Origin of the sequence: Bombella sp. ESL0385, from assembly GCF_009725755.1 — a bacterium.
GTDB classification, from domain to species: domain Bacteria; phylum Pseudomonadota; class Alphaproteobacteria; order Acetobacterales; family Acetobacteraceae; genus Bombella; species Bombella pollinis.
In genome coordinates this window covers 767,725-793,725 of sequence record NZ_WNIJ01000001.1, presented here as the reverse complement: position 1 = coordinate 793,725, position 26,001 = coordinate 767,725, and the positions used below count along the sequence as shown (strand labels likewise).

The following is a 26,001-nucleotide window of genomic DNA, read 5'->3' as shown; positions in this document are numbered from 1 at the left end:
TGCCTCAATTAATAATCATTCGCGTTACGCTATCTATAAAAGAGCCTAAGCCCTTATCCAAGGGTAAATAACATCTTTCTCGTCAACTAACGCTTTTTCCGTAATAAAACCCTCAAAGCCCCCTGATTCCCACGATGACTATGAACAACCCCCAACACCATGGGCGCAATATCACCGCGCTGCAACCACAAGGGCAATTCCTGACGTATGGTTCCGCCGCGCGCCCCGCTACCTAGCCCTGTAACAATTTCCACACATCGCCACCCCATCACGCGGCCGCGTTGCATAAACCGATGGAACGCCTCAAAAGCCTCTTGCACGATATAGCCATGTAAATCGAGCCGTGCATCAACGCGTAATTGCCCCCGTGAGAGACGCCGCCATTGTGTATCATCCAACCCAGCCGCCCTCACCCCCACATGCGGCACAGGCCGAGGTTTGATGAGCGGTTTAGCTGGCGATACGGCAAGCTGCATCATCACCATTGGGGCAGGCTGCGCCCGCGTTTCTACCCCCGCCTCTTGCTTTAACTCTGGCTTATGAGGGGACTTAGGCGGACGCACCGCCCTAACAGCCTGACGAGAGCGCAATGGCGTGACATCCTGCATCACGGCACGCCAAAGGGCGGCTTCATCCTCACCTAATGCTCGCTTTGCCACGCTCTTACCGCCCCACTTCCATCATACATCCGCCTCTTGGCCTTGCTCTATCATCGCACGCAGACGCTTACGCGCAAAGCGGACATATGTTGTATCGGCTTCAATCCCGATGGACCGCACCTTTAACGCCTCTGCGGCGATAAGGGTGGTGCCTGTGCCCATAAAGGGGTCTAATACCATCATATCAGGCCTCAAGCCATGCAGGCGAATACAACGCTCTGGCAAGGCAACGGGAAAGATACCGGGATGGCTATACCGCGCGTGACGACTCCGTACCGTCTCGTAAGGGATGAACCATGTATCCCCCCGACACCGCCTATCCTCTTGATGTTGGCGGCGATGAATATTGCTCTTATCCGTAAAGGGCACCCCCGCCCCTAGCCTATCAAGCTCTACTGCACCTTGTTTGGTGAGGTGAAAAATATGTTCATGATTACGATTAACATAGCGCGGGGAGTTTACAGGCTTAAAATGCCCATGCGTGACCTCACCAATGGCTATAGATTTGACCCATGAAATATGATTTTGCAGCACAAAGATACCACGCAGCCGGACCATAAGCTCAAAAGGTAACCAAGGCTGTGCGGAGGAGCCTGCAATATTAAGAAAGAACGAACCATCTTCTTTAAGAACACGGGCTATCTTTTGGCAGATAAGCTCCATCCAATCCAAATAGCTTTCTTCAGAGAGGCTATCTTTATAACTGCGATAGGCAAGACCAAGGTTATAAGGAGGCGATGTCACCACGACATCCACACTCCCTATAGGCATACGCCGCATCACGCTGAGGCAATCACCCCGGATTAAAGCATGTTCTCCTAGCGTCTCGCGACGCGCACGTATCATTTGGCCGTCTGTCCCCCACTGGCAGAGGCTGTGCTAGCACCCACATTCGGTGCGTTAGGCAAAGAGAGGCGCGGGGCTAAGACAAACATCCGGCCATATACCTTCATATCCCCTGCAATCGTGGCAGCTTTCTCCCCTTCCCCAAGGAAGAGGTCCCCACGACCTGCCCCGCGTATATCGCTCCCCGAATCTTGAGCAAAGGTCATATGCGCCCATGAAACAGCCTGCCCATCACGGCCTTTATCATTTATCTCCACCCAAACGGGCATACCATAACTTACAAAATGCCTATCAATAGCCAAAGAGCGTTGTGCTTGCAGAGCAATACCAAATCCGCCTACAGGTCCTTCCCCCGCTTTACGCTCCACCGAACGGAAAAAGACATAGCTTGGATTGGATTCTAAGACCGATTTTACTTGGTCTGGATGAGCCTCCAACCATGCCCGGATGGTTTTGACGCTAACATCTTCTGCACGCATCGCGCCACGGCGCACTAAAATACGACCGACTGGGACATAAGGCCGACCATTGCGCCCATCATATCCGACAAATAACTCCCCACCATCAGGTAGTCTCAAACGGCCAGAGCCTTGCGTTTGTAGAAAAAGAAGGTCCACAGGGCTTTTCAACCATGCAAGTTCCAATCCTTTTCCCTCTAACGAACCTGCATTAATCGTGGCGCGGTCATCATACGGGCGGAAAACAGAATCAACCCAGTGGCCGAACTCTAACTCACCTGCCGCATTACGACCATGAAGCAAATCCGCTGGACGGCGATAGAGCGGAACCTGATACTCTCCCCCTTTTGTAAGGGATGCGGGGACCTCTGGATCATAATACCCTGTATAGAAAGCCTGTTTTGTAATCAGGTAAGGCTGAAACCATGCCTCAAAGAACTGCCGTGCCTGCGCTGGCTGGTCGACTGCCCCCGTTTTTACAGCGGTACAAACACCCTTCCATTCCTCCACATTCTTACCAGACGGCAACGTACTCGCCCCACCAAGGAACGTCCCGGCAGGTAGGTGGTCTATACGCTGACACTCCTCCGCTAGCATCTTAAAAAGCTGGAGATGATCCTCCCGCTCCCAACCGGAGAGCTGGCTATAATCGGCGGGTTTTACATCCATCTGCGCAGAAGGCAAACCCGGCATACACCCCGCTAGTGCTATGCAAAGTGGGACCATTACCAAACATACTAACGGAGAATAATGCTTTGCCATACGAACACACCATAACCCAGTCTAATAGACGCTAGTTTCTTAGCATTACGCCCCGCAGGGAGGCCCTTTAGCGCAGAAGGAACCTCTTAGTCAGCTTGTGTAGCAACAATCATCCATTGCCCATTCACTTTAGGCTCAAACACCCAACGGTCACGGAACTCCGTGAGAGCTTCTGTTCCCTCTACGATAACATCCTTCTCATCGCGGCAATAACTCACCTGCCATGAGACAATTCTTACCCCTATCTGGCACGGGCCTTCCCCTACCTCCACACCAGTAATGGAGACATAATCCAGCCGCTCAATCTGCCTTAGCTCCAGATGCACACGCTCATGCCGCTCGGCACGCTCATCCAAAACCTTTGTAAAAGACTCTAAAACCGCAGGAGCAAGCACAGACTTCAACACAGCTTTATCAGCACAGGCAAAGGCTTTAACGGTGCGCGCAAACATATCTTCCGCATTTTTAAGAAAATAATCTGCTGAGAAGCCATTCACTACGCTACCGACTCGCGCCAGAGATTGTGCAAGAGCTGTTCCCTCCGCTGGGAGGCCGTACTCTGTTGCCTTTTGCTCTAGCCCTACGCTCTTTGGTAATGGTGGCGGCTTGAGGGCATCTGTCGCACCCGGTTGCTTAGGAAGCTGCGCCGGACGGGGCGAGGAGATGGTCTCCCGCCGGAAGGCCTGCGCCCCTATACGCCGCCCTAATACGAAAAACACGGCGCTGCCAATAATGACAGCCAACACGGCCCACATCACAATGTCCCAAGGGAAGTCCGCCATTTTATGTCCTAAATTATTCATCCTAATAAGGAAGGAGCCTCAACACCCCCACCCAACAATAGCTCAAAGGTAGGACGCCCCCGCCACAATCTCAAGTGCCTCTATTACATCCCCGTAAATGATGCATATATAAAGGAGATGCTTTTACCCCCGCTAAATAAACATATCGGAGCCCCGATAAAAGATGTTTCCCTCGCTTGGCCCTGTCTCCAAGACATGCTACCGGCAAAAGAAGATAGACGCCTCTGCCCATGGTGAAGGTCACTTCACTACAGTATGCTTACATCATTTTTACGAACCTACTCTCTACATCATGCAAGGATGACCCCCATGTCAGCTTCTAACGGCCCGACCGCTGCACAAGATAACACCCCGCCAGCCCTGCCTTTGGCCATTAATCTGCAATATACAAAGGACCTCTCTTTTGAAGTCCCCCGCGGGGCAGCGACCTTTGCTTCCCTCCAAGCACCACCGCAAGTAGGTGTGAATATTGATGTCCAAGCCAGCCGAATTGAGGAAGAGCAATCCATCTATGAGGTCACGCTCATCATCCGTGCAGAAGCCACCGAGGCCCCTGCTGAGGGTGAACAAACGGCTGGGCCTGTCGTCTTTATTGCAGAGCTCTCCTATGCCGCCATCATCACGTTAGAGAACCCACCCCAAGAGCTGATTGAGCCGATTCTGTTGGTTGAAATCCCTCGTTTGCTCTTCCCCTTCGCCCGCGCCATCATCAGTGATGTAACGCGTGATGGGGGCTTCCCGCCGGTTGTTCTCCAGCCGATTGATTTCGCAGCCCTATGGCAAGCAAAGCAGGAACAAAACTTCCCCGAGCCAGAAGGCGAAGCATAATCACCGAAGGCCTAGCCTCTTGGCCTCCTTTTACCCTCCATAGCCGCTATATGTGGCCCAAAAGGGTAAGAGGAGGTCCAAACTCCACCTCGCCCCATATATTATAGCTTCTGGCATGGGCTGCGATGGCCTCCGACAAGCAAAGCGCACGGCAATGGCGTAATACAGCGCGTAGCTCTGCGGGGCAGAGCTCCATAAAAAGCGTTACCGTCTCACGCGAATAAAAGAAGATGGCCGCTACTTCATCATGAGCAAGAGCCCTCAGGGCTGCATCACTTAAAGACGGAACCGGCCGCACATGATACGCCTCGAGCCGTTGCACCCCCAAGGACTGCACTAGCCCTGCCCCATAAAGCTGGCCATCACGCCCACGTCCACACGCCAAAACAAGGCTCGGCCCGCGCAAGCCTTTTTGCTGGCAAAGAGTCTCTAACGCTTCTTGGTCACCACTTGCAGCCTCGACATGCTGAAAGCCCATCGCCCGCGCATGACGCGCTGTGGCCTCCCCCACAGTCAGGACCAAACGCTCTCGATTCTGATGCGCTAAAAAAGGGAGGGCCTGCCGACTCGTCACCAACATCGCCTGGCAGGGATAATCAGCAATAGGCGGGGTGGGCTGTATGTGCATCACAGGGCTTGCCACACCGTGCCAACCTTGTGCCTGCACACGCGCAAGCGTCTCCCACAAGCCCGGCTCTGGCCGGGTGATAAGAACAACCCGGCGCATCATCTTTATGATTGAACAATCTTTGCAAAAATCGCCGGTGGTGTATCGCGCCTTAGCTCACAAGCAAGCTCATACCCCATCCGCGCGGCATCCTCTGGGAGGCCCTCATACTCACGCCGTAGCAAGAAGGTGCCATCCTCACTCGCCACAAGGCCAGAGAGATGCAACCGCCCTTCTTTCAACTGGGCATAGCCCCCAATCGGGGTCCGGCACGAGCCATCAAGCTCTGCCAATAAAGCACGCTCAGCCGTCGCAACAGCGCGGGCCTCCGGGTCCTCAATAGCTGAGAGAAGCTCCCGTAATTCATGATCGCTCTCGCGCACGGTAACGCCGACAATCCCTTGGCCAGAGGCAGGCAACATCACCTCGGGGGAGAGAGGAACATCAATCCGGTCCTCCATGCCTAACCGTTTTAGCCCCGCATAAGCCAACAAGGTGGCATCACATTGCCCCGCACCCAGCTTATCCAAGCGAGTCTGCACATTTCCACGCAGAAGGGTGAAGCGGAGGTCTGGCCGGACATGGAGCATCTGCGCCTGCCGCCGTACAGACGCACAGCCCACTAAGGCCCCTTCTGGCAGGCAATCAAACGGCTTGGCCGGGTCCACCTTTACCCCACGCTTACGTAGCATGAGGACATCGCGCGCATCTTCACGCTTCATCGTACAAGCTAGCACAAGCCCCGGCGGGAGATGCGTCTCAAGGTCTTTGAGACTATGGACGGCAAAATCAATCCCACCGACAGCGAGAAGCTCATGAATTTCCTTAGAGAACAGCCCTTTTCCGCCAATCTCAGCGAGCCTGTCTTTTAGATTCAGGTCGCCAGAGGTTTGCATCTGCTCCTCTTTAAAAGCCCCCATATCCCGCAATACGGGGCAAAATCGCGTTAGCCGCGTTAAAAAATGCCGCGTTTGCACAAGGGCCAGTGGGGATGCCCGCGTCCCCACTCGTAAGGGGAGTTTACGGCGGTCCGGCGGGGTTTGCGCGTGCGAACGGCGCGCTGCCTCAGCAGCGACCTTTTGGAGCGAAGCGGAAGAAAAAGAAGAAGCATTCATGGTCTGCCCTCCATAACCGATTTTCTAAGGGGTGTCATGCTTCTGGAGAATCCGGCATAATAAGGCACTATGTCCGACCTATCCTCCCTCACCCCCCTCTTAGCTATTGAGACCTCCTGCGATGATACCGCCTGCGCGATTCTCGATAGTCATGGCACCTTGTTGGGGGAAAGCGTCCTCTCGCAAGAGGACCACGCAGCCTTAGGGGGGGTCGTGCCGGAAATTGCCGCCCGTGCCCATCTTAAAGCTTTGCCCAGCCTTGTGGACCTCACCTTAGAGCGTGCAGGGCTAGCCCTTAGCGATATTGCCCTTTTTGCCGCCACGACAGGCCCCGGTTTAATTGGCGGTTTGATTGTTGGTAGCTCTTACGCCAAGGGGCTAGCCATGGCGCGCGGGAAGCCCTTTATGGGCATTAATCATATTGAAGCGCACATCCTCACACCACGCCTACCGGCCTCTCTCCGCCCAGAAGAAACCGCACCAAACTTCCCTTACTTAGCCTTGTTAGTCTCTGGGGGGCATTGCCAATGCATCCTTGTGGAAGGCGTCGGCCAATATCGCCGTCTTGGCGGTACGATTGATGATTCTGCGGGGGAAGCCTTCGATAAAGTTGCAAAGATGCTTGGCCTTGGCTGGCCCGGCGGCCCCGCTTTGGAGGCACTGGCAAAAGAGGGTAACCCCCGCGCTTACACCCTGCCCCGCCCGCTCAAAGGTCGCCCCGGCTGTGACTTCTCCTTCTCCGGGCTTAAAACAGCCGTCTCCCGCCATCTTGAACCCTTTGGCCGAGAGGCTCTGCCTCGACACATCGCCGCAGACCTTGCTGCATCCTTTCAGCAAGCTGTCGCTGATGTAATGACAGACCGTGTAAAGCAAGCTCTCGCTATAGCCCCACCTGTCACGGCTTTGGTCGTAGCGGGTGGGGTGGCTGCGAATCAAACGCTGCGCCAACGCTTAGAGAACATTGCACAAGAGCATCATATCGCCTTCCTCGCCCCGCCTTTGCGCTTCTGCACCGATAATGCAGCCATGATTGGCTGGGCCGCTTTGGAACGCCTATATCAAGGTGAGCAACCCGGTGATATCGCCCTTGCCCCACGCCCTCGTTGGCCCTTAAGCGAACGCTGCGCGCCTTCTGCTCATCCTTCTGCTTCAATCTCCCCCTCGTTAATGGAGCCATCATCATGACTGCCCCGCCACGCATTGCCGTCATCGGGGCTGGAGCGTGGGGAATCGCCCTCGCCTGTAGCCTCGCCCCTATTGCTAAGGTCAGCTTATGGACGCGCACCCCCGTCCCCGCAGGGACGCGCAACATGCCGCATCTCCCCCAAGTGACTGTCCCCGAGAGCGTTACAATTTCCAGCTCATTGCCTAGCGAGGCGGATATTGTGTTGCTGGTCGTCCCCACTCAGGGGCTGCGTGATACAAGCCTTGCACTACAAAAGCAGCTTGCTGCTCATGTCCCTGTCGTCACATGCTGCAAAGGGATGGAGCAAGGCACCTTCCTCCTCCCGTTGGAGGTCCTCGCCCAAACCATGCCCGGCCGCCCTGCTGCGGTTTTATCCGGTCCCAATTTTGCTATCGAAGTCGCCCAAGGTATGCCCAGCGCGGCCACGCTAGCTACAGAGGATGCCGCATTAAGCGCACAACTTACGCAGGCCCTCACGACACCGAGCTTACGTCTTTATGCCAGTACGGACCCGCTTGGTGTGCAACTTGCTGGGGCTGCGAAAAATGTCATCGCCATTGGGGCGGGCATTAGTGTGGGGGCAGGCATGGGAGAAAATGCCCGTGCTGCCATCATTACCCGTGCTTTAGCCGAGACCGCCCGCCTTGTCGAAGCTATGGGCGGGCAAGGGCGCACTATGTACGGCCTCGCTGGGATGGGGGACCTCATCCTCACTGCCACGGGGGCGGGCTCACGCAATTATAGCCTTGGTGTGGCAATGGGTAAGGGCGAGAATATTGATGACATCCTCGCCCGCCGCAATACAGTGGCAGAAGGCGTTCTCACCGCCCCAACCCTACGCGAACTTGGCCGCCGTTTTGAAATTGATACGCCCATTATTAATGTCATCACCCGCTTACTCTCCGGGGAGCTGACCCCCCATCAAGCCCGTGATGAATTATTGGACCGTCCTCCTTGTTTTGAATAATATGCCGCCCCGAGTCCGGCTCTTATGGCCTTATGCTGCTTTCAGGATATACCCTCATGACCAGCCTGTATGATTTCAAACTACCCGCGCTTGAAGGGGGAGAGATTGACCTCTCACAATGGCGGGGGCGTCCGGTTTTAATCGTCAATACAGCATCAGAATGTGGTTTTACCAAGCAATATGAGGGCCTCCAACAACTCTGGCGGGAGATGGGCCATTCTACGCCGGATGGACTTATCATCTTAGGCGTTCCCAGTAATGATTTTGGCCAGCAAGAGCCGGGGGATTCAGGGCAGATTAAGCAATTCTGCCAACGGCGTTATGGTGTGAGTTTCCCCCTTACCGCGCGATCCATCGTCAAGGGACATGCGGCGATTCCGCTCTTTCAATGGTTAGCAAAGGAGGGCGGCTTCCTCTCCCGCCCGCGTTGGAACTTCTATAAATATCTCATCAATCGGGAGGGGCATTTACAACGCTGGTTCACCCCCCTCACAACCCCGCATGCCCCCCGTCTGTTGGAGGAAATCCAACGGGTAAGCGCACAACGCCGCTAATTTATGCTGCGGAACCTCCTCACTGTTGGCGGGTGGACCATGCTCTCCCGCCTGCTCGGCCTTGTGCGAGACCAGCTCCTTGCTATGTTCCTCGGTGCGGGAGCGGTGCAAGATGCGTATCAAATCGCCTTCCGCCTGCCCAATATGTTCCGCCGCTTATTTGGCGAGGGCGCGCTTAACGCAGCCTTTGTGCCGCTCTTTACCGCACGTTATGAGGAGCAGGGCCGCAAGCAAGCTCTCTTACTCGCAGGGCAAGCCTTCTCTTTATTGCTGCTATGGCTCACCTTCCTCACCCTCCTTGCTGAAATCTTCATGCCATGGGTGATTAACCTCATCGCCCCCGGCTTCCGCCATTCTGGGGCAGAGCGTTTCACCCTCGCAGTCCAGCTCACGCGCATTACAATGCCCTATACGGTGCTGATTTGCGGCGCGGCCCTTGTGGCGGGCATCCTCAATGCACGCAGCCATTTTGCGGCGGCCTCTGCTGCTTATATCAGCTTCAATATTGTTGGGATTGCGGCCATCTTAATCGGGGCTTATTGCGGGCAACATAGCGTCGCCCCAGCCAGTGCTTGGGGCATTACCCTCTCTGGTATTGTCCAACTCGCTGGCCTTTTATGGGCCGCTAAACGCGCCGGGGTCATGCCCCCTTTGGTCCGCCCCACTCTTTCAGCCGACATAAAACGCTTACTCCGCCGTATGATGCCGGGGCTTATTGGCTCTGGCGTAACGCAAATCAACCTCACGATTGATACCATCATCGCCACCTTATTACCCACAGGCTCTATCTCGTGGCTCTATTTTGCTGACCGCGTTAATCAGCTGCCTTTAGGCGTCTTAGGGGCGGCGTTAGGCACAACGCTTCTCCCCCTCTTTACACGCCATATCACCGCCAATGACCGCCCCGCCCTCCAAGCAAGCCTTAACCGCGCTCTGGATTACGCGCTGCTCCTTAGCCTACCGGCAATGATTGGCCTATTCAGCCTCGCCCCAGAAATTATGGCAACCCTATTTGGCTATGGGCACTTCACCCCCCGTGATGTTCACAACTCCGCAGCGGCTTTGCGTATGTATGCGCTTGGCCTGCCCGCTTTTATCATCGTGAAATTATTAGCCCCGGCCTTTTTTGCTGAGGGCGATACCACAACGCCTGTGCGTATCGGTTTCGTCACGCTAGGGCTCAATCTCGCCCTCAATCTCCTCCTTTACCGCACATTAGCTCATCTTGCCCCGCCCCTTGCCAGCACCTTAGCCGCACTCGTGAATATGCTCGCCCTCGGCTGGATGTTATGGCGGCGAGACTCCTTCCGCCCCACCATGACAAGCCTGACGCGCGCGGGGCGTATCCTAGGGGCAGGCGTGCTGATGGGGCTGTGGGCATGGGGTGGAGCCGCCCTCTTTACCCCTAACCTCCCCAACTGGCATGCCCTACCCAAATTAGGGATGTTGATGCTGCTCATCAGCAGCAGTGCGGCCCTTTATGGGGGGCTGCTCCTTCTCCTCGGTGTTTTAAACCTCACCGAGCTACGCGCACGTCTCCTCCAACGCTTAAAACGCTAAGCCTTCAGCCAGCGAAATGCGCTTCTATCAAACGGACTAATGATTCAAGCTGCTCTTGGTCATCTGCTGAAAAACGATTCGTCACGGGGCTATCAATATCCAACACGCCATAAACCTGCCCGCCGCGCATAATCGGGATAACAATCTCCGAGGCTGAGGCCCCATCGCAGGCAATATGACCGGGAAAGGTATGCACATCCGCCACGCGCTGGGTCGCACGCTCTGCTACGGCTGTGCCGCACACGCCTTTACCAACAGCAATCCGCGTACAAGCAACCCGCCCTTGGAAAGGCCCAAGCACAAGATCGCCGGCTTTCATCATGTAAAACCCAACCCAATTTACTTGAGCCATTGCCTCAAACAACAAAGCAGCGATATTGGCGAGGTTAGCAATCTCATCACATTCGGCCTCTAGCAATCCTTGGGCCATCGGCAGAACATCATCAAATAAAATTGGATTTTGCGGTGCAGTACTCATGAACACACCATGCCGTTCTCAATACTGTGATGACAAGAGGGAATATATCATATCTCCCCCTATACCCAGCCTTTTCCCCATTTTAGGGCAAGAAAATAGTCGCTTTAGCGGTTGAATCCTTGTTAATCTTAGCTAACCTAGTCAAATTATTACATATTCGTTAGGGCTCCCTTCTCTGCATGGTCGACCAGAAACCACATATCCCCCCAATCCCCGCTCAAAAAACGGGCAAGGTCACACCGACCATGGAGCAGTGGTTTAGCCTAAAACACCAAGAACCTGACGCGTTACTTTTCTTCCGCATGGGGGATTTTTACGAATTATTCTTCGGGGATGCGGAAGCCGCCTCTCTGGCTTTGGACATCACCCTCACCCAGCGCGGTATGCATGATGATGCCCCTATCCCTATGTGCGGCGTCCCTGTTGGCACGGCGCAGATTTACCTCTCCCGCCTCATCCGCCGTGGCTTTCGCGTTGCTGTTGCCGAGCAGACGGAAACCCCAAGTAAAGGCCAAAAAGGCCCGCTCCGGCGCGAGATTATCCGTGTTATAACTCCCGGCACCCTCACAGAGGATGAACTCCTAGAAGCTGGGCGGGCTAACACCCTCCTTGCCGTTATTGCCCCTGATAAACGCCGTAAAGAGCAGCTTGGCGCAGCGTGGATTGATATTTCCACCGGCACGTTGGAAATGCTTAGCCTCAAACGCGATACGCTAGCGGAACTTCTTGCCCGCCTCGCCCCCTCCGAGATTGTAGCTGAGCCATCCCTCATCCCTGCTGATTATGCAGGCCTTCTCACCCCCTCCACGGCCTGCCCAGACCAAGCCGCAGCAGAGCGCACGATAAAAGAGGCTTATCACGTTGCTCAAATAGATTCGTTAGGGGATTTCAGTACAGAGCAAAGCATAGCTTGTGCGGTATTGCTAAATTATGTCCGCCGTAGTCAGGCTGGCGGCCTCCCCCGCTTAGCCCCACCCATCGACCATGGTTTAGACACCATCATGGGGCTAGACCCTGCTACACGCAGCAGCCTTGATATTCTCCAATCCCGCGATGGCGGGACAAAACACACTCTTTTTAGCAGTGTTAACCATACCACAATGGCAGCGGGGACGCGTCTGCTCGCCTCATGGCTTAGCAGCCCTAGCACAGACCTCACCCTCATCACGCAACGACAAGAGGGGTGGGATTGGCTGCATCAACACCTTCAGCTTGCCACTACGTTACGCGAGATCCTCAAACAGGCACCTGATTCAGCGCGTGCTTTAGGGCGTATCTCTAGCGGACGCCCCCTCCCACGGGACCTTGCAGCACTCCGCGATACGCTCAGGGCGGCTAACCTGATTACAGAGGCCCTTAAAGCTTTCGCAACAGACGCAATGCCCGCTCGCATCCGCCAAATCGGGGCAAGTCTTTATGGCCGTGCTGATAACTTACTTGAACGCTTAGACGCTGCGCTAAACCCGGACCTCCCCGCCAAGATTGAGGATGGCGGGGTCATCGCCCCCGGCTTTGATGCGGAATTAGACCATCAACGGGACCTCCGCGATAATAGTCGCCGTTTGGTGGCTCAGCTTCAAGTACGTTTGGCAGAGCATTATAACATAACGAGCTTGCGTATCCGCCATCACAATCAACTTGGTTATGTTATTGAGGTCCCCACGGCGGCCGGTCGTACCTTACGCCAGCATGAGGAGTTAAGCTTCCGCCAAGGGACGGCAAGCCTCGCGCGTTTCTCCAACGAAGAACTCACATCCCTTAATCAAGCTATTTTAGAAGCATCTGAAAAAGCAGACCAATTAGAACGCCACCTCTTTACCGACCTCGCCCAGCAATGCCTAAACACCCCTGCCCTTGATGAAATCGGCCTTGCTTTGGCCGAGCTGGATGTTCTGCTCTCATGCGCTACTCTCATGGCACGCGGCTCATGGTGCCGCCCGGTCATGACCGAGGGGCAGGATTTCAGCCTCCATGCCTGCCGTCACCCTGTGGTGGAAGCGGCTTTGCAGGATAACCCCGCCCATAATAGCCCCTTCATCGCGAATGATTGCGCCCTACCGCCAGAGAAGCACGCTATCTTACTCACCGGGCCTAACATGGCGGGGAAATCGACCTTCCTCCGCCAAAATGCTCTAGCGGTCATTCTTGCCCAAGCCGGCCTCCCCCTCCCTGCTCAAGAGGCCAAAATTGGGATTGTGGACCGTCTCTTCTCCCGCGTTGGAGCCGCTGATGACCTCGCGCGTGGCCGCTCCACCTTTATGGTGGAAATGACTGAGACTGCCGCTATCCTCAACCAAGCGGGGCCGCGTTCCCTGGTCGTGGTGGATGAAATTGGTCGTGGCACCTCAACGCTGGATGGGCTTTCCATCGCATGGGCAACGTTAGAGGCACTCCATTCCCAATTACGCTGCCGCACCATCTTTGCCACGCATTATCATGAGCTTGGCGCATTACTGGACACACTCCCCCGCCTTGGGGCCTATACAATGGCCGTGCGGGAATGGAAGGGAGAGGTCATCTTCCAACATGAAGTCCATCCCGGACTCGCACAAAAAAGCTGGGGTTTACATGTTGCAAAATTAGCGGGAATACCGACTACTATTATCCAACGCGCCCGTACGCTTCTAACCCGTTTAGAAGAAGACCACAGAAGCAACCACCATGCCGCCTCCCTTCCCCTTTTTGAGCAACAAGACCCCTCTCCCCAACCAGCGTTACCACCCACCGCGCTAGACACCATAGAGCATACGCTAAAAGAACTAGACCCAGACTCCCTCTCCCCACGAGAGGCCCATAACGTCCTTTATCAGTTAAAAACCTTGCTTGAAGGGCACCCCACCGCCAACACGCCGCATGATGAGAGTGCAGCCTCATGACCACCCCCCGGCCCACCGCCCCGATAGATGGGAATGCCCTATGACCAACACGCCTTACACCTCCGCCCCCCCATCGCCCTATCAGCCCCTCATCCCAAGGGAGGAAGCCCTCACACGTTTGCGGACAGAGCTTGGGACACGGCGTGAGCATATCCGCCAAGCCTTTGAGCAACGCGAGACAAACGGGGTCGAAACAGCCCGTAACCTCGCTCTTTTGATGGACCATATTATCGAGACACTCGCCCGTTATGCAGGCCTCCCCGGCTCTGAAACGGAACAGCCTGCACATAGTGAAGCCTTCTGCCTTTGTGCGACAGGGGGATATGGGGCGGCCCTCATGGCACCTTTTAGCGATGTGGACCTCCTCTTTCTCACCCAGACGCCCCCTTCAGCCGATCTCATCAAATCTATTGAATATGTCCTCTATACGCTTTGGGACCTTGGCTTGCGCGTTGGCCATGCGACCCGCACCATAGAGAGCGCAATGGAGATGGCTAAAACCGACCAAACAGCCTGCACCACCCTCTTAGATATTCGTCCTCTTTATGGCCAAACCGCTTTGGCCCATACATTACGCAAACAGCATGATATTTACCTTAAAGGCCCCTCGCTTAAAAAATTCATCCGCGGGGCCATCGCTCAGCGAGAGGAACGTCACCTCGCTTTTGGTGATACCCCATACCTTGTCGAGCCCCATATTAAAGAAGGCAAAGGGGGATTGCGGGACCTACAAGTCCTAAACTGGATAGGCCATGCAGCTCTTGGCTATGATATACCAGAGCAATCCACCCGCCAACATGCACGCGGTCTTGCGCCTATCAGCACCTTATTAGGCTTACTCACAAAGCGTGAGGTCGCCCGTACCCGCATTTTATGGAACTTCTTTTGGACAGTCCGCCTTCACCTCCATTACATCACCGGCCGTAATGAAGAACGGCTAACGTTTGACGTCCAGCCCATTATTGGCGCGCGGATGCGTTATGGTAATCATGGCCATCAGCGTGGGGTGGATCGCTTTATGCGGCATCATTTCCTTATGGCACGCGCGGTGATGCGGCTATCGCATGTTTTCCAACCGGCTCTTATTCTCTATCTGCGCCATCAAATCCAGCAAAGCCCCCCGCATATTGAGGCCGGGCCTGAGGCTTTTAAACGTATTGATGGCTATCTTAGCCTGCCGAACCCTCTCGCTTTGGTTAAAGAGCCGGTGACGGTTTTCCGTTTTCTTGATTGTGCCCGCCGCCATCAGCTCACCCTTCATCCAACAGCCCTACAGCAACTCATCCGCTTTGAACGCCATAGCGCGGCCCTACGCGAAAACGCAGAGGCTGCCTCCCTCTTTTTAAAACTCCTGTGCGACCCATTAAAAGAGGCCCATGCCCCAGCAGACGCCCCTACTCATGAGGCAATAAAAGAGCGCACCTTCTGGCTGCCTTTGCTTAATGAGACGGGGATACTCTCACACTTCCTCCCCGGCTGGTCTCGCATTTTAGGGCGGACACAATTTGACGGCTATCACCTTTATAGTGTTGATGCCCACATCATTGAATCTATCCGTATTTTACGGCTAATTGAGCAAGGGCAAATGGCTGATGAGCTTCCTCTTGCTTATAAAATTGCCCGCACCATTACCCAAAGGACAATCCTTTATCTCGCAGCCTTATTGCACGATATTGGCAAAGGACGTGGGGGCGGACATTCCGAAATTGGCGCACAAATTGCTACACGCATTTGCCAACAACTTGGTCTCTCTGCTAGCGATAGCGATACAGTCTCATGGCTTGTGCTGCATCATTTACTTCTCTCCCGCACCGCCTTTAGCCGGGATATTGATGACCCACAAACCATCTTAGACCTAGCCGATATTATCCAGTCCCCCAAGCGGCTCCGGCTTTTATTGCTCCTTAGCATTATTGATATTCGCGCCGTTGGCCCACACGCATGGAATGCGTGGAAGGCGACTCTCCTTGGCCGCCTCTACAGCCGTATAGCTGATGTCTTAGAGGGTGGATTACAAGCCCAAGAAGATGATGAACGCGTAGAGCAAAATAAAATCTTTGTCCAAGAGGCATTGCAGGCAGAAGGCATGACCCCTGCTGATATTGCTCATTTCATCAAGTTAGGCCGCCCGGGCTATTGGCTCGGCTTTGATGGAGATAGCCAGCTCCGCCATGCACGGCTTGTTAGCCGCTATCGTGCCGAAGGGCGGGATGATGCCATCCTCTTAGATATCGCCCCCCTACCAGAGCGCGGCATTACAGAGCTAACTGTTTTTTGTAAGGATCAACCGGGGCTATTCTCCCGCATTACAGGGGCGTTAGCGTTATGTGGGGCTTCCATTGCCGATGCGCGCATCCATACGCTTAACGGCAATATGGTGCTCGATACATTCTGGTTCCAAGACCCCTATGGGGAAGCCTTTATAGAGGAAGAGCATCTGGACCGCTTGCGTGAGACGGTCATCCAAGCCATTCATGGTGAGATTGACCTCAGCGAGACGCTCAAGGCAGCGCAATTCCCGCTTACACGGCGGCTAGAGGCCCTGCATATCCCCTCGCAAGTACTTATTGATAATGAAGCCTCAGAAAGCTGTAGTATTGTGGAGGTCAATGGGCGGGACCGGCCTGCTCTTCTGCACAACATCACAGCCACGCTCAGCCGGATGAAGCTGCATATCTCCTCCGCCCATATTATGACCTATGGGCTACGCGCGGTGGATGTCTTTTACATCACTGATGCAACGGGCCATAAACTCACCTCCCCAGCGCAGGAAGAAGCCTTGGCGGCTGCGTTAATCAACACCCTCCATCAAACAGCAGAGCCACCAACCTAGCTTTACCCGCCCCTTAAAAAGGACCATGCCATTTTACTGCATGGTCCTTTTCCATAAGCTGGTCTTATAAATCCATTGTCAACGAGGCTTTAAAGGTCCGCGGTAGCCCCTCTGTCAGATAGCCACCATAAGAGGATGCCCAATAATGGCTATTGGTCAGGTTCTCTACACCAAAGCGTAATGTCATAGGCTGTTTACGCGTCATCAAGAACGTATATCGCCCGCCGAGGTCGTAAGTCGTCCAGTTGGCAATACGCTGTGTGTTCTGTGCATTCGCCCATTGATGGCCAGTATGAATCACGCGCCCCGTTAAGGTCAGCCCTTTAGCAAAAGGGATGTCATATTCTATATTCCCATTGATCGTATAACCGGGCACCCCGATGGCCCGTTGCCCTTCATAGGTTCCTTTCATCTGTTTGGCATCAATGAGGGCCGTTCCCCCATTAAAGCGCAGGCCCTTGATAATTTCCCCATTGATATTGAACTCAATCCCTTGGTTACGCTGCTCTCCATCCACGGTGAAAATACCTTGCCCTGTATTGCCATAAGGGCGGACATAGCTATTAGGCTGCGTTAAGCGGTAAAAAGCTAAAGACGCGCTAAACCGTCCAATATCGTACTTCCCGCCGAACTCATATTGCACTGTCCGCACTGGGGCAAAGAGCTGTCCCATATTAACAATATTCGCCCCTGTTGCCTGTGGGCCCGGCGCCAACCCTTCAACACGGTTAAAATAAAAGGAGGAATGTTTTGTCATATGGATGACAAGCCCTACCACAGGGGTGATGGCATCACGGTCATAATGGTCCGTCAAAACCTGCTTATAGCCGTAGGATTTTGTCATAATGTTCTGATAACGGAAGCCCCCTGTCAAAGCGATACGGTCATGCCAGAAAGACACAGTATCGGAGAAGAACACGCTATAAAGCCGTGTCATCATATCTCTTTTAGGATGATGAACATTCCCCCCTGTTAAGGTCGTTTCAGGCAAAGGCGAATAAATAGGTGCATAGAGGTTGCTCGCACTCGACTTCCCAAAACCCCATGCGCGTGCAACCTCATTCCACAAGCTGGATGCCCCAAGATTAATCTCATGCTTTAATGGCCCGGTATTAACATGCACACGCGCCCCGCCACGCGTACTCTCATTCGTCTCCTGATACGGCACATAAAGGAAGCCATCTGTCCCCGCCCCTGTTTGGGCGTTCGTCACGGTGAGAGAGCTATAATTCCCTTCCTCTTTCCCTGTTAACCCGCCAAACGCTCCGTAAAGCGTGATGTGCTTGTTAAGGTCATGCTCTACATTCACCATCCCAAAGACATAATGCATGTCTTCATAGCTCCAACGCTGGCCCCAATTATGAGACGGTGCCGTTGGTTTGGGGACAGAGGTTAAGGCAGATGATAACAAAACCCCACCGCGCCCCTGCTGGACGTTCTGATTCTGGTAGTTAATATCCATCGTAATGCGGGTTGTCTCTGCCTCATTATGCCAATCCGTATCCAACCCTAATGCCACGGAATGTCGCCGCTCCCCGTGGATGGAGGTCTGCCCGTCCATTCCAGCAGCATTAAAGCGAACACCAAATTGCTGACTTTCCCCAAACCGCCGGCTCATATCCACATTACCGCCGCCTTGGCCTGTCCCGGTATAATCGCCTGTCACGCGTAATAGCGGGTCTTTCCCGGCATGTTTGAATTGAAGATTGATATTCCCACCAATAGAGGTCCCACCGGGAGCCGCCCCATTGAGGAAGGCATTCGCCCCATTCATCACCTGCACAGAATCATAAAGCTGCGGTGAGACAAGCTGGCGCGGGGTAATGCCATAAAGCCCATTAATGGCAACATCATCCCCATAAATAGGCAGACCACGAATGATGAATACTTCCGAGAAATTGCCGTAGCCATAGGTTGTCCGTACGGAGGGGTCATTCTCCAAAACCTGACCTAATGTCTGTGATTGCTGATTCAAAATCATGCTGGAGGTATAGCTACGGAGGTTAAAGGGGAGGTCTAACCCCTTTTTAGTCCCCAACACACCAGCTTGCCCCCCAAGCTGAACCTCCATCCGCTCACGCCGCCGCGCTTTAACGATGATCGTCTCTTGTGGAGGGTGTTGCTGTTTTAGGTTCGCTTTCGTCACTTTGGAAGAAGGGTGTTGTGCGTCACTCTTTCCTTTACCAACAGGAGCATAGTGAGATGATTCCGCAGCCCATAAAGGTGTGCTTGCCACACTACTCCCAACCACCAATCCCCATAAACCAACAGTTTTATAAGACATACGAAATAGAGACACCATCTCTTCAATCATCCTAAATAAGGGAGCCAGGGAGTGCTGTTTATATGTAAATGAAAATTATTCGCAATGATTCTTTATCAGCACTCTCACCTTCCCCCTCCCTCTGTTGCCGACATTTAACAATCTTTCTCACCGCCATTTACAGCGTTTAGAAAGCCCATTAAAGATGCGAACAATTCTCATTCATATGTTGTCGCACCCCTATGTCCCCTAGGCTCCGCACCATTTTGCGCGTTATCCACCGTTGGGTTGGCTTTCCCTTTGGGGTCTTTTTATTCATCCTCTGTTTTACAGGGAGCCTTGCTTGCTTTGGGCCAGAAGTCCAAAACTGGATGCAGCCAGAGGCAGCCTTGCGCCCCTCTTCCCCTCCCATGAGCCAAACCGGCCTTATAGAGGCAAGCCATCAGCTTAAAGCCCAGCTTGATAAAGGCCTGTTCGCCTTTTTAAAACTGCCCTCACAACGAGACCCTGTTTTCCGCCTATGGCATTATGATGGCCATATTTTCCGCGGCCCTACGCTTGCTGCCGATACCGGCTTGCCTCTCCTCACATCGGATGTTGTCGGGGGCTCCTTTTTCACCACCCTCCATAGCAGCCTGTATCTTCCTACGCCGTGGGGACAATGTCTCACTGCCTTAGCTGGCTTGACCTTGATGATAGCCCTCATCAGCGGTTTATGGCTTCAACTCCGCCGCTTTCTCCCTGACTTGCTCCTTTTCCGCCCTCATGCGGCACGCCATCGCCAATGGTTGGACCTCCACCTCCTTGGGGGAACGCTCAGCATACCAATTCTTTTCATCGTGGGGGGCTCTGGCCTTGTGCTGCAATCCCAAAAACTCCTTCATTTTATCAATCCGCCCTCCCACGCAGCACGACCTGCAAACCGCCATCAGGCCCATAGTCAAACATCACCCCCTATCTCTGATGCACTCATCACCAAATTAGCCCAAAACGCACAACAGCAATGGGGTGATGAGGGCGATGGCTTCTTCATGCTTGCGGGCAAAGAGCTCGCCTTATATGCCCCTGATACACTACATTTCTGCCTTTACCGCCAAGCCATAACAGCTTCACGCCCGCGCCTTCCCCCGCACAATTTATGCCCTACTCTACATAGCGTTTTCCTCGGGGTGCATAACCTGCGCTGGGCGGGGTTCGTCACACGTTGTCTTTATGGGCTCACTGGCCTTTTAGGGTGCTTAATTATCGGCTCCGGCATGAGGCTGTTCTTACAATCGGAGCAAAATCACCTCTGCCATCATCACGCCATCACTTACAGTCAGCATATTCAGCAACGGCTCTATCGCGCAGTGAGCATGGCGACAATATTCGGCTTACCCCTCGCCACCCTTGCTCTTTTCTGGAGTACACGGCTCCCTGCCCCCCTCCCCCCCATCTTATGGGAGGAAGGGCTTTTCTTCACCTTATGGGGTGTATCACTTCTTTACGCCTTGATAAGCCGCCATGCTGCCCGCCATTTATTGATGATGTTGATGCTCTTAGGCCTTGGCACAAGCGGGCTAGACCTTGCCACTCGTCCCTTCCATACAGGCCGCCCAGCCCTTTTTCTTAGCATTGATGCTCTTGCTGCCTGTCTGGGAGGGGCGTGCCTATTGGCCCTTCTTTACCATCCTCATTATGCCAAAAAACGCGCTATTTTGAGGTCAAAACGATGATAACCCTCCTGATACTCCTCCCCCTATGGGGATTCATTGGGCTCTGTTATCTCAACAGCCTGCCTCCCCATAGGCGGCAGAACCCATGCCATCTTCCACGCTCTACCCCATGGCAACGCTCCTGCTATATCGCAGGCCCTTTCATCGCCTTAGCCCTAAGCTATCGCCTTGCAGGGCTAGATGGCCTTTTTCTCTGGGGCTTTAGCGCGCCACTTATGGGTGTTTTCCTCGGCATTGCCTTGCCTTACCTTCCCCAAAAGCTCATGCGAAAATGAAACCTTAGCGGAACACTACTTGCAAAAATGACAGGAAGCCTCAAAATACCCGTTATGAAAGTCTGTTTCTCTCGCCTTCTGGCCTCAGCCTTAATCCTCCCTGCCACCCTCTTGGGCGTGAGTACTGCCGCACATGCGGACCGCCCTTGGCGGGATGTTCCCACGCCTGCGCAGGTGGTAAAGGAGTTCCCCCTCAGCCAACCGCTCGCCCCTGTGCTCACAGCCCTCCCCGCTGGGGCTCCCTTTACGTTAGACAAAACAGGCAAGCTCTACCGCTTAGACCCCGTTGATGGCCGCCTCACCACCCTCATGGATGAGCTTCCCCCCCTCAGTGCCGTCACCGCTACAGCACAAGGCTTATGGGCTGTAGCCCCAGCCCCTAAGCCAGAGCTCCTCAATCTCGCGCCTGATACTGGTGTTATTCTTAATCATATTAGCATTACAAAAGTTCTCACAACGGGTAGCCATATCGCAGCGATGCGTATTGCGCATGATACCGCCATTCTTGCTGATGATGGCGTCCCGGCCTTTATCATCATCGACCTAAAAACAGGCAAAATGCAACGGCTGTTAGAAGGCTCCCCTACCTTGAGCGGGCACGGCCCTCTTATGCGCCGGGGGCAGCCTGTTACCACCGCTAGCGGCCAAGCAGAGACAGGCGGGAATATCCGCTTCCTCGCTTTAGATCACAACCGCCAATGGCTTTTTTATCAGGCTCCAACAGGGCCGCTTTATCGCATTGGTACAAACCTACTCACCGACCCGAGCCTCGGCCCAGCTGAACGCATTGAGGGCATGGCGAATTGGCGGCGCACCCCTAGCCTTGGTGGCCTAACGATAGATAGCCACGATGTGCTTTATATGGCTGATATTGAGCATGGCGACCTCCTCGCCTTTGGGCCAGACCGAATCCCGCTGCGTCTCCTCCATGATGACCGGCTTTATGATGCCCAAGCCCTCACTGTTTTAAAGGATAAAACCAGCCCACAACGCCATTTGGCGGTCCTGCTTGGCCCAACAGCAGCAGATAGCCATTATCATCTTCTGGAAATTGCTCTGCCCTAATGGCATTTCAGTGTTATAGAGGTTCCATGCGTTATCGATCTACTCGCGGCACATTAGATGCCGCTGCTCCTGATTTTTCCGATATCCTTCTCAGCGGATTGGCCGATGATGGCGGGCTATATATGCCCGACCATTGGCCCCACATCCCGCGTGAGACCTTAACAAGCTGGCGTGCCCTCCCTTATGCTGACCTTGCTGCAGAGGTCATCGGCCTCTTTACCGAAGGCAGCATAGACCGCGATACACTCCGCACAATGGCGCGGGAGGTTTATGGCACCTTCGACCATGCCGCTGTTACCCCGTTAGTTGAGGTGGATGACGGGCTGTTCTCGCTAGAATTATTCCACGGCCCTACCCTCGCTTTTAAAGATATGGCCATGCAGATGCTTGGCCGCCTTTTTGAATATGTGTTGAAGCAACGCAACCACCATGTAACCATCGTTGGGGCTACTTCTGGCGATACAGGCTCTGCCGCGATTGAGGCCTTCCGCGGGCGAGAGCATATCTCCATCATCATCCTCCACCCCCATAATCGGACATCCGAGGTCCAGCGGCGGCAAATGACCACCGTGTTGGAGGATAACGTCCTCAACATCGCCATAGAGGGCGATTTTGATGATTGTCAGGATATGGTGAAAGCCATGTTTGCTGATGAGACCTTCCGTCAGGAATGTTCGCTCTCGGCTGTTAATTCCATCAACTGGGCACGGATTGCCGCACAAATCCCCTATTATGTACATGCAGCCCTCGCCCTTGGTGGGCCGGATAGGCCTGTCTCCTTTGCTGTGCCGACGGGTAATTTTGGCAATATTCTCGCCGCATGGGTCGCCAGCCAGATGGGCCTACCCATTGAGCATCTCTGCGTTGGCTCCAACCGTAATGACATTCTCACGCGCTTCCTCCTCAATAACGACATGACCAAGCGCAAGGTGGAGCCGAGCCTCTCACCCTCGATGGATATTCAAGTCTCCTCCAATTTCGAGCGGTTATTGTTTGAGATGCTAGGCCGGGATTCCAACCGCTGCCGCGCTATTATGACGGAGTTCCGCCAAACCGGGTGCATGGCGGTCCCCCATGATGCGTGGGAGCAAATTCGGGAGATCTTTTCTGGCATGGCCTTGGATGATGAGCACACTGCCGAGACTATGCGCGCACTTTATAAAAGCAGCCATTATCTAGCGGACCCTCACACGGCCATCGGCCTTGCTGCGGGTAAACGCTTCCGCGAGGCAGGCGTGCCGATGGTTGCCGCTGCCACGGCGCATCCAGCAAAGTTCCCCGATGCGGTGAAAAAAGCAACGGGGATTCACCCAGCCCTTCCCCCTCATCTGGCCGACTTGTTCTCTCGTAAGGAGCGTTATGACGTCCTGCCAAACGATATAGACAAGGTCAAAGCGGCTGTGCGCGCTCATCGGGGCCGTTAAAGTGCGCATATCCCATTCTTTTACACGCATGGACCATCACGAAACTGCATGAACGAACAAATCAAACGTACAACTCTTGATAATGGCCTCAACATCGTCACAGAGCGAATGGAACGGGTCGAGACGGTCTCTTTTGGGGCCTATGTTGCCGCTGGCAGCCGTCATGAGGAGGCAGAGACAAACGGGGCGGCTCACTTCCTTGAGCATATGGCCTTTAAGGGCACACAACGCCGCTCTGCCATCCGCATTGCCGAGGAGATTGAGAATGTCGGCGGGTATATCAACGCCTATACGGCGCGCGAAAATACCGCTTATTACGTCAAGCTCCTTAAAAATGACCTCCCTTTAGGGGTGGATCTCATTGGCGATATTCTCACCCACAGCACCTTCCTCCCAGAGGAGGTAGAGCGTGAGCGGGGCGTTATTCTGCAGGAAATTGGCCAAGCCAATGATACGCCTGATGACATCGTTTTTGACCATTTTCAGGATTGTGCTTATCCCGACCAACCGATGGGCCGCCCCATCCTCGGGACGGAAAACGGCATCGCTACTATGAGCCGTGACACCTTAATGGCTTATATGCACCGCCATTATAGCACGCAAAATATGGTCATCGCCGCGGCAGGGAATCTCCATCATGATGAGGTGGTCGCATTAGTCCGCAAACATTTTGCCGACCTCCCCACACATACGCCCCCGCCAGCTGTTCCCGCCCATTATAAAGGGGGGATGAAGCAGACAGAACGCAAGCTAGACCAGGTGCATATCCTTATGGGCTTCCCCGCCCCTGGCTATCGGGAGCAAGGCTATTATAGCGCGATGGTCCTCTCCACCTTACTCGGTGGGGGCATGTCCTCCCGTTTGTTCCAAGAAATCCGGGAGCGGCGCGGTTTGGTTTATAGCGTCTATTCCTTCGCTAGCCCCTTTGCTGATAGCGGCTTGTTCGGCCTTTATGCTGGGACAGGGCCAGATAAAACCGATGAACTCATCCCCGCCGCCCTTGCTGAGCTACGCAATCTGCAACATGGCATCAATGATGAGGAGCTCAATCGCGCCCGCACGCAGCTAAAAGCCTCTTTGCTCATGTCGCTGGAAAGTACAGGCAGCCGTTGCGCCCAAATTGCGCGGCAAATCCAGGTTCATGACCGCATCATCTCGACAGAGGAGATTGTCCGCAAGATTGACACTGTGACAGAGGGCGATGTTCTCGCTATGGCACGCACCATCTTTGAAGGGGCACCAACCCTCACCACTATGGGGCCCGCGCGCAACATTCCAACGCTGGATAGCCTCCATAACGCTTTGAAGGCGGCATGACAGACCTCCTCACTTCCCTTCACGATGCTCTCACACGTGCGCGCCATCACGGAGCGGACCATGCTGATGCCCTCATTATGCGGAGCCAGAACCGCTCTGCTATGATTCGGCAAGGCAAGGCGGAGGGCATCCGCCATGCAGAGGGGCTCTCCCTCAGCTTGCGTGTCTTTCATCAAGGGCGTGTTGCCAGTGTGTCAGGCAATGACCTCACCACACACGCACTCGACCAGCTAGCCGAACGCGCTTGTGCGATGGCTCAAGCCGTTCCGCCCTCCCCAGGGGATGGATTAGCCGAGCATCCGCTCATCCCGCTCCCACAAGAGGCCATCACAAAGCTAGACCTCTTTGACTCCACACCCACACCAGAGATAGACGCCCTCCTCGCCACAGCGAAGGAAATGGAAGGTACGGCCCTCGCCCATAAGGGCATCACAAATAGTAGCGGGGCCGCAGCGAGTGCCAGCACGCATGACATTGCCCTTGCCACAAGCGCAGGTTTTGCGGGGCAGTATCAACGCAGTGGGCATAGCCGAAGCATCAGCGTTGTGGCAGGCACAGGTCCGCATATGCAGCGTGATTATGCCTTCCATAACGCGGTGCATCAGGCCGATTTGCACAATCCGACTCACTTAGGGGATGAAGCAGCCCGTCATGCGTTGGCTCGTCTCAACCCTATCCGGCCTAAAACGGGCTTTTATCCCGTATTATTCGCCCCACGCGTCTCCTCCTCTCTCTTAGCGCATTTCGCCGCAGCTATTAATGGCGCGGCCATTGTACAAGAGGCCTCCTTTCTTAAAGATAAGCGCGGAGCGGCCCTTTTTCATAAGGGCATCACCTTAACTGATGACCCAACCCTCCCTCGCCTTGCGGGGTCTCGCCCCTTTGATGGTGAAGGGAGCGCGACTCTTCCATTAAATCTTGTTGAGAATGGCCAACTCAACCACTGGTTGCTAGATAGCCGCTGCGCGCGTAAGCTAGGCTTCCCTACAAGCAATGGGCGGGCTGTCCGCAGCGGAGGGAGTGTACGGCCGGGTCTTTCCACATTCTATCTCCATCCTGGAGACCATTCCCCCTCTGCGTTGCAATCTGATATTAAAGAAGGCGTGTTACTGACAGAACTTATGGGCAATGCCATCAATATGCTCACTGGGGATTATAGCCGTGGTGGCTCTGGCTTTATGATTCGCAATGGTGAGATTGCCGAGCCTGTCTCTGGCATTACCATTGCTGGCAATCTGCTTGAGATGTTTGCCCGCCTTATCCCGGCCAATGACCTCGACCTCATGGCTGGTTATCACGCCCCGACCATTCGTATCGACCATATGAGTCTTGCTGGAGACTAACCCGATT

At 54.4% G+C, this 26,001-nt stretch carries 21 protein-coding genes; 13 read left to right on the top strand and 8 right to left on the bottom strand.

Going from position 1 to position 26,001, the window contains the following annotated elements; translation table 11 throughout:
• Positions 1-86: 86 nt before the first annotated feature.
• The 4 genes from GM557_RS03630 to GM557_RS03615 all read right to left on the bottom strand — a co-directional run bounded on the left by GM557_RS03630 (position 87) and on the right by GM557_RS03615 (position 3,507).
• The gene (locus tag GM557_RS03630; RefSeq protein ID WP_266137669.1) at positions 87-659 is read right to left on the bottom strand and encodes a Smr/MutS family protein; all 573 of its coding nucleotides are present in this window, start codon (positions 657-659) and stop codon (positions 87-89) included.
• 21 nt (positions 660-680) lie between these two features.
• Positions 681-1,505, bottom strand: a complete 825-nt coding sequence (locus GM557_RS03625) for a site-specific DNA-methyltransferase (protein ID WP_155572992.1) — start codon at positions 1,503-1,505, stop codon at positions 681-683.
• Positions 1,502-2,725, bottom strand: a complete 1,224-nt coding sequence (locus tag GM557_RS03620; RefSeq protein WP_155572991.1) for a murein transglycosylase A — start codon at positions 2,723-2,725, stop codon at positions 1,502-1,504. The genes GM557_RS03625 and GM557_RS03620 overlap by 4 nt, the downstream gene beginning before the upstream one ends.
• 86 nt (positions 2,726-2,811) lie before the next feature.
• Positions 2,812-3,507, bottom strand: coding sequence for a Tim44/TimA family putative adaptor protein (locus GM557_RS03615; RefSeq protein ID WP_196424587.1), 696 nt, complete (start codon positions 3,505-3,507; stop codon positions 2,812-2,814).
• A 330-nt stretch (positions 3,508-3,837) separates the two neighbouring features.
• Between GM557_RS03615 and secB the strand changes: the two genes are divergently transcribed.
• On the top strand, positions 3,838-4,356 hold the full coding sequence (secB, locus tag GM557_RS03610; protein ID WP_155572989.1) for a protein-export chaperone SecB: 519 nt from the start codon (positions 3,838-3,840) through the stop codon (positions 4,354-4,356).
• A gap of 46 nt (positions 4,357-4,402) precedes the next feature.
• Here the strand turns inward: secB and GM557_RS03605 are convergent, their stop codons facing one another.
• Together GM557_RS03605 and hemC are read right to left on the bottom strand one after the other, a co-directional pair.
• Positions 4,403-5,086 (bottom strand): uroporphyrinogen-III synthase, encoded by a 684-nt coding sequence (locus tag GM557_RS03605; protein ID WP_155572988.1) that lies wholly within the window; start codon positions 5,084-5,086, stop codon positions 4,403-4,405.
• Positions 5,087-5,088: 2 nt separating this feature from the next.
• Positions 5,089-6,138 carry a hydroxymethylbilane synthase gene (gene hemC / locus GM557_RS03600; protein ID WP_099026060.1) on the bottom strand — a complete coding sequence of 350 codons (1,050 nt, stop codon included), beginning with the start codon at positions 6,136-6,138 and terminating at the stop codon, positions 5,089-5,091.
• A 69-nt stretch (positions 6,139-6,207) separates the two neighbouring features.
• On the opposite strand from hemC, the gene tsaD reads away from it, so the two are divergent.
• The 4 genes from tsaD to murJ are packed head-to-tail and all read left to right on the top strand — an operon-like array spanning position 6,208 to position 10,405.
• Positions 6,208-7,323: a tRNA (adenosine(37)-N6)-threonylcarbamoyltransferase complex transferase subunit TsaD gene (gene tsaD, locus GM557_RS03595; RefSeq protein WP_155572987.1), complete on the top strand. Its 1,116-nt coding sequence runs from the start codon at positions 6,208-6,210 to the stop codon at positions 7,321-7,323.
• A complete protein-coding gene (locus tag GM557_RS03590) occupies positions 7,320-8,291 on the top strand; it encodes an NAD(P)H-dependent glycerol-3-phosphate dehydrogenase (protein ID WP_099026062.1) in 972 nt (323 codons plus the stop codon). The genes tsaD and GM557_RS03590 overlap by 4 nt, the downstream gene beginning before the upstream one ends.
• 56 nt (positions 8,292-8,347) lie before the next feature.
• Positions 8,348-8,845: a glutathione peroxidase gene (locus GM557_RS03585; RefSeq protein ID WP_155572986.1), complete on the top strand. Its 498-nt coding sequence runs from the start codon at positions 8,348-8,350 to the stop codon at positions 8,843-8,845.
• A gap of 3 nt (positions 8,846-8,848) precedes the next feature.
• Positions 8,849-10,405: a murein biosynthesis integral membrane protein MurJ gene (gene murJ, locus GM557_RS03580; protein ID WP_155572985.1), complete on the top strand. Its 1,557-nt coding sequence runs from the start codon at positions 8,849-8,851 to the stop codon at positions 10,403-10,405.
• 4 nt (positions 10,406-10,409) lie between these two features.
• Here the strand turns inward: murJ and GM557_RS03575 are convergent, their stop codons facing one another.
• Positions 10,410-10,883: a GAF domain-containing protein gene (locus tag GM557_RS03575; protein WP_155572984.1), complete on the bottom strand. Its 474-nt coding sequence runs from the start codon at positions 10,881-10,883 to the stop codon at positions 10,410-10,412.
• Positions 10,884-11,062: 179 nt separating this feature from the next.
• Here GM557_RS03575 and mutS point away from each other — a divergent pair, with 179 nt between their 5' ends.
• Together mutS and GM557_RS03565 are read left to right on the top strand one after the other, a co-directional pair.
• Positions 11,063-13,759 carry a DNA mismatch repair protein MutS gene (mutS, locus tag GM557_RS03570; RefSeq protein WP_230880586.1) on the top strand — a complete coding sequence of 899 codons (2,697 nt, stop codon included), beginning with the start codon at positions 11,063-11,065 and terminating at the stop codon, positions 13,757-13,759.
• A gap of 40 nt (positions 13,760-13,799) precedes the next feature.
• Positions 13,800-16,592 carry a [protein-PII] uridylyltransferase gene (locus GM557_RS03565; RefSeq protein WP_196424586.1) on the top strand — a complete coding sequence of 931 codons (2,793 nt, stop codon included), beginning with the start codon at positions 13,800-13,802 and terminating at the stop codon, positions 16,590-16,592.
• 64 nt (positions 16,593-16,656) lie between these two features.
• Here the strand turns inward: GM557_RS03565 and GM557_RS03560 are convergent, their stop codons facing one another.
• The gene (locus GM557_RS03560; RefSeq protein WP_155572982.1) at positions 16,657-18,894 is read right to left on the bottom strand and encodes a TonB-dependent siderophore receptor; all 2,238 of its coding nucleotides are present in this window, start codon (positions 18,892-18,894) and stop codon (positions 16,657-16,659) included.
• 203 nt (positions 18,895-19,097) lie between these two features.
• On the opposite strand from GM557_RS03560, the gene GM557_RS03555 reads away from it, so the two are divergent.
• Genes GM557_RS03555 through GM557_RS03530 form a run of 6 tightly spaced genes read left to right on the top strand, consistent with a single transcriptional unit; the run spans position 19,098 to position 25,994 of the window.
• Positions 19,098-20,570, top strand: coding sequence for a PepSY domain-containing protein (locus GM557_RS03555; protein ID WP_155572981.1), 1,473 nt, complete (start codon positions 19,098-19,100; stop codon positions 20,568-20,570).
• Positions 20,567-20,845 carry a hypothetical protein gene (locus tag GM557_RS03550; protein ID WP_155572980.1) on the top strand — a complete coding sequence of 93 codons (279 nt, stop codon included), beginning with the start codon at positions 20,567-20,569 and terminating at the stop codon, positions 20,843-20,845. Before GM557_RS03555 ends, GM557_RS03550 begins: the two co-directional genes overlap by 4 nt.
• A 54-nt stretch (positions 20,846-20,899) precedes the next feature.
• Positions 20,900-21,910 (top strand): hypothetical protein, encoded by a 1,011-nt coding sequence (locus GM557_RS03545; RefSeq protein WP_155572979.1) that lies wholly within the window; start codon positions 20,900-20,902, stop codon positions 21,908-21,910.
• Between the two features lie 26 nt (positions 21,911-21,936).
• The gene (gene thrC, locus GM557_RS03540) at positions 21,937-23,334 is read left to right on the top strand and encodes a threonine synthase (RefSeq protein ID WP_155572978.1); all 1,398 of its coding nucleotides are present in this window, start codon (positions 21,937-21,939) and stop codon (positions 23,332-23,334) included.
• 48 nt (positions 23,335-23,382) lie between these two features.
• Positions 23,383-24,651: a pitrilysin family protein gene (locus tag GM557_RS03535; RefSeq protein ID WP_155572977.1), complete on the top strand. Its 1,269-nt coding sequence runs from the start codon at positions 23,383-23,385 to the stop codon at positions 24,649-24,651.
• Positions 24,648-25,994, top strand: a complete 1,347-nt coding sequence (locus tag GM557_RS03530) for a TldD/PmbA family protein (protein WP_155572976.1) — start codon at positions 24,648-24,650, stop codon at positions 25,992-25,994. The genes GM557_RS03535 and GM557_RS03530 overlap by 4 nt, the downstream gene beginning before the upstream one ends.
• The last annotated feature ends 7 nt before the right edge of the window (positions 25,995-26,001 follow it).

Coding starts and splice junctions, on each gene's coding strand:
- GM557_RS03620 (WP_155572991.1), bottom strand. CDS start 2,725: ATGGCAAAGCATTATTCTCCGTTAGTATGTTTGGTAATGGTCCCACTT.
- GM557_RS03530 (WP_155572976.1), top strand. CDS start 24,648: ATGACAGACCTCCTCACTTCCCTTCACGATGCTCTCACACGTGCGCGC.
- tsaD (WP_155572987.1), top strand. CDS start 6,208: ATGTCCGACCTATCCTCCCTCACCCCCCTCTTAGCTATTGAGACCTCC.
- GM557_RS03550 (WP_155572980.1), top strand. CDS start 20,567: ATGATAACCCTCCTGATACTCCTCCCCCTATGGGGATTCATTGGGCTC.
- hemC (WP_099026060.1), bottom strand. CDS start 6,138: ATGAATGCTTCTTCTTTTTCTTCCGCTTCGCTCCAAAAGGTCGCTGCT.
- GM557_RS03585 (WP_155572986.1), top strand. CDS start 8,348: ATGACCAGCCTGTATGATTTCAAACTACCCGCGCTTGAAGGGGGAGAG.
- secB (WP_155572989.1), top strand. CDS start 3,838: ATGTCAGCTTCTAACGGCCCGACCGCTGCACAAGATAACACCCCGCCA.
- murJ (WP_155572985.1), top strand. CDS start 8,849: ATGCTGCGGAACCTCCTCACTGTTGGCGGGTGGACCATGCTCTCCCGC.
- GM557_RS03555 (WP_155572981.1), top strand. CDS start 19,098: ATGTCCCCTAGGCTCCGCACCATTTTGCGCGTTATCCACCGTTGGGTT.
- GM557_RS03545 (WP_155572979.1), top strand. CDS start 20,900: ATGAAAGTCTGTTTCTCTCGCCTTCTGGCCTCAGCCTTAATCCTCCCT.
- GM557_RS03605 (WP_155572988.1), bottom strand. CDS start 5,086: ATGATGCGCCGGGTTGTTCTTATCACCCGGCCAGAGCCGGGCTTGTGG.
- GM557_RS03575 (WP_155572984.1), bottom strand. CDS start 10,883: ATGAGTACTGCACCGCAAAATCCAATTTTATTTGATGATGTTCTGCCG.
- GM557_RS03590 (WP_099026062.1), top strand. CDS start 7,320: ATGACTGCCCCGCCACGCATTGCCGTCATCGGGGCTGGAGCGTGGGGA.
- GM557_RS03560 (WP_155572982.1), bottom strand. CDS start 18,894: ATGGTGTCTCTATTTCGTATGTCTTATAAAACTGTTGGTTTATGGGGA.
- GM557_RS03535 (WP_155572977.1), top strand. CDS start 23,383: ATGAACGAACAAATCAAACGTACAACTCTTGATAATGGCCTCAACATC.
- GM557_RS03565 (WP_196424586.1), top strand. CDS start 13,800: ATGACCAACACGCCTTACACCTCCGCCCCCCCATCGCCCTATCAGCCC.
- mutS (WP_230880586.1), top strand. CDS start 11,063: ATGGTCGACCAGAAACCACATATCCCCCCAATCCCCGCTCAAAAAACG.
- thrC (WP_155572978.1), top strand. CDS start 21,937: ATGCGTTATCGATCTACTCGCGGCACATTAGATGCCGCTGCTCCTGAT.
- GM557_RS03615 (WP_196424587.1), bottom strand. CDS start 3,507: ATGGCGGACTTCCCTTGGGACATTGTGATGTGGGCCGTGTTGGCTGTC.
- GM557_RS03625 (WP_155572992.1), bottom strand. CDS start 1,505: ATGATACGTGCGCGTCGCGAGACGCTAGGAGAACATGCTTTAATCCGG.